The sequence below is a fragment of the Arenimonas composti TR7-09 = DSM 18010 genome (assembly GCF_000426365.1).
GTDB lineage: Bacteria > Pseudomonadota > Gammaproteobacteria > Xanthomonadales > Xanthomonadaceae > Arenimonas > Arenimonas composti.
The window spans coordinates 1-1,677 of record NZ_AUFF01000026.1 but is presented as its reverse complement, the minus strand read 5'-3'; the positions used below and the strand labels follow the sequence as shown (position 1 = coordinate 1,677).

Genomic DNA, 1,677 nt, shown 5'->3' with positions numbered 1-1,677 from the left:
CGCCTGATCGAGACCAACGAGCTCGCGCCGGTGATCTTCGACCGGGTCAACGCGCTGCTGACCCGCAAGGGCCTGATGTAATGACCCAGAGATTTCCTGCTCAGGTGTAACCTCAACGAGGAAACACTGATGAGCGCGGTAATGGAAGAAGAGATCAAGCGCTGGACGGCCCGCCGGAAGGCGGCGCTGGTGATGGAGATCATCCAGGGGCGGACGACGGTGGCCGAGGCGAGCCGGCAGCACGACCTGACTCCTGCCGAAGTCGAGGACTGGGTCGACCAGGCCAAGGCCGGCATGGAGAACGCCCTGAAGGCCAAGCCGGAAGACATCCGCGAGCAGTACGAGCGTCAGCTCAAGGACCTGCAGGAAGCGTACGGCGAGGCGATGCTGGAGCTTCGCGCCCGAAAAAAATTGCAGTCCCTGTTGGGCAAGGACGAGACGTGATCGCGTCGGTCCGGCAGGGACTCAAGGACGATGGGTACGAGGTGTCGATCAGCCAGCTGTGCCGCTGGTTCGAGGTGCCGCGGCGGACGGTGTACTACAAGCCGACGAAGTCGGCGCCGGTGGTGAAGCCGGAGCTGGCCGAGCCGATCAAGGCGTTGATCGAGGCCGAGCCGTCCTTCGGGTACCGCACCGTGGCCGGCCTGCTCGACATGAACAAGAACACGGTCCAGCGGATCTTCCAGCTCCAAGGCTGGCAGGTCCGGAAGCGTGCGGTGGGCCATCGGCCGCGGGTCGAGGTCCTGCCGTCGGTCGCGCAGGCGCCGGACGCGCGCTGGGCCACCGACCTGTGCCGCGTGTGGGGCGGCCGCGACGGTTGGCTGACGCTGGCGCTGGTGATGGATTGCTGCACGCGGCAGGTCCTGGGCTGGCAGCTGTCACGCAGCGGCAAGGCCACGACGGCCGCGGCGGCGCTGGAGCAGGCGCTGATCACCCGCTACGGCGCACTGGCACGCGTACCGGTCCCGTTCCTGCTGCGCTCCGACAACGGACTTGTGTTCACGAGCCGCGTTTACACCCGCCTGGTCCGCAGCTACGGGTTGAAGCAGGAGTTCATCACGCCGCACTGCCCGCAGCAGAACGGCATGGTCGAGCGCCTGATCCGGACCCTGAAAGAGCAGTGCGTGCATCGCCACCGCTTCGAAAACCAGCGACACGCGCTGCGGGTGGTCGCCGACTGGATCCAGTTCTACAACCACCGACGCCCGCACCAGGCGCTCGGCATGAAGACACCCGCCGAGGCTTACGCTTTAGCGGCCTGACCTGTGCAGGAACCGGTGGGTCATTACACTGATGCTCAAGCGCGGCAGCATCGTCGACGCGACGATCATCGCGGCGCCGTCGTCGACGAAGAACAGCGACGGCGAACGCGACCCGGAGATGCACCAGACGAAGAAGGGCAACCCGTGGTACTTCGGCATGAAGGCGCACATCGGCGTCGATACCGATTCCGGGTTCGTCCACACGGTGGTGACGACGCCGGCGAACGAGGCCGACATCGAAGTCGTCGATCAGCTGCTGCACGGAAAGGAAGCGATCATCCACGCCGACGCCGGCTACACCGGCGCCGACAAGCGGGTCGTGCGCAAGAACGTGACGTGGCAGATCGCCGCCAGGCGCGGCAAGCTCAAGGCATTGCCGGAAAGCAGGGAGAAGAATCGCCTGCTGAAGATCGAA

The 1,677-nt window shown here is 65.7% G+C and carries 2 protein-coding genes and 1 pseudogene; all 3 read left to right on the top strand.

Annotation, left to right across the window (positions count from 1 at the left end; genetic code table 11):
* The first annotated feature begins 129 nt into the window (after window positions 1–129).
* Window positions 130–444: a transposase gene (locus K311_RS0113355; protein WP_026817716.1), complete on the top strand. Its 315-nt coding sequence runs from the start codon at window positions 130–132 to the stop codon at window positions 442–444.
* A complete protein-coding gene (locus tag K311_RS0113350) occupies window positions 441–1,262 on the top strand; it encodes an IS3 family transposase (protein WP_026817715.1) in 822 nt (273 codons plus the stop codon). The genes K311_RS0113355 and K311_RS0113350 overlap by 4 nt, the downstream gene beginning before the upstream one ends.
* 28 nt (window positions 1,263–1,290) lie before the next feature.
* Window positions 1,291–1,677: pseudogene (locus K311_RS17050) on the top strand (transposase); the annotation flags it as partial.

Coding starts and splice junctions, on each gene's coding strand:
- K311_RS0113355 (WP_026817716.1), top strand. CDS start 130: ATGAGCGCGGTAATGGAAGAAGAGATCAAGCGCTGGACGGCCCGCCGG.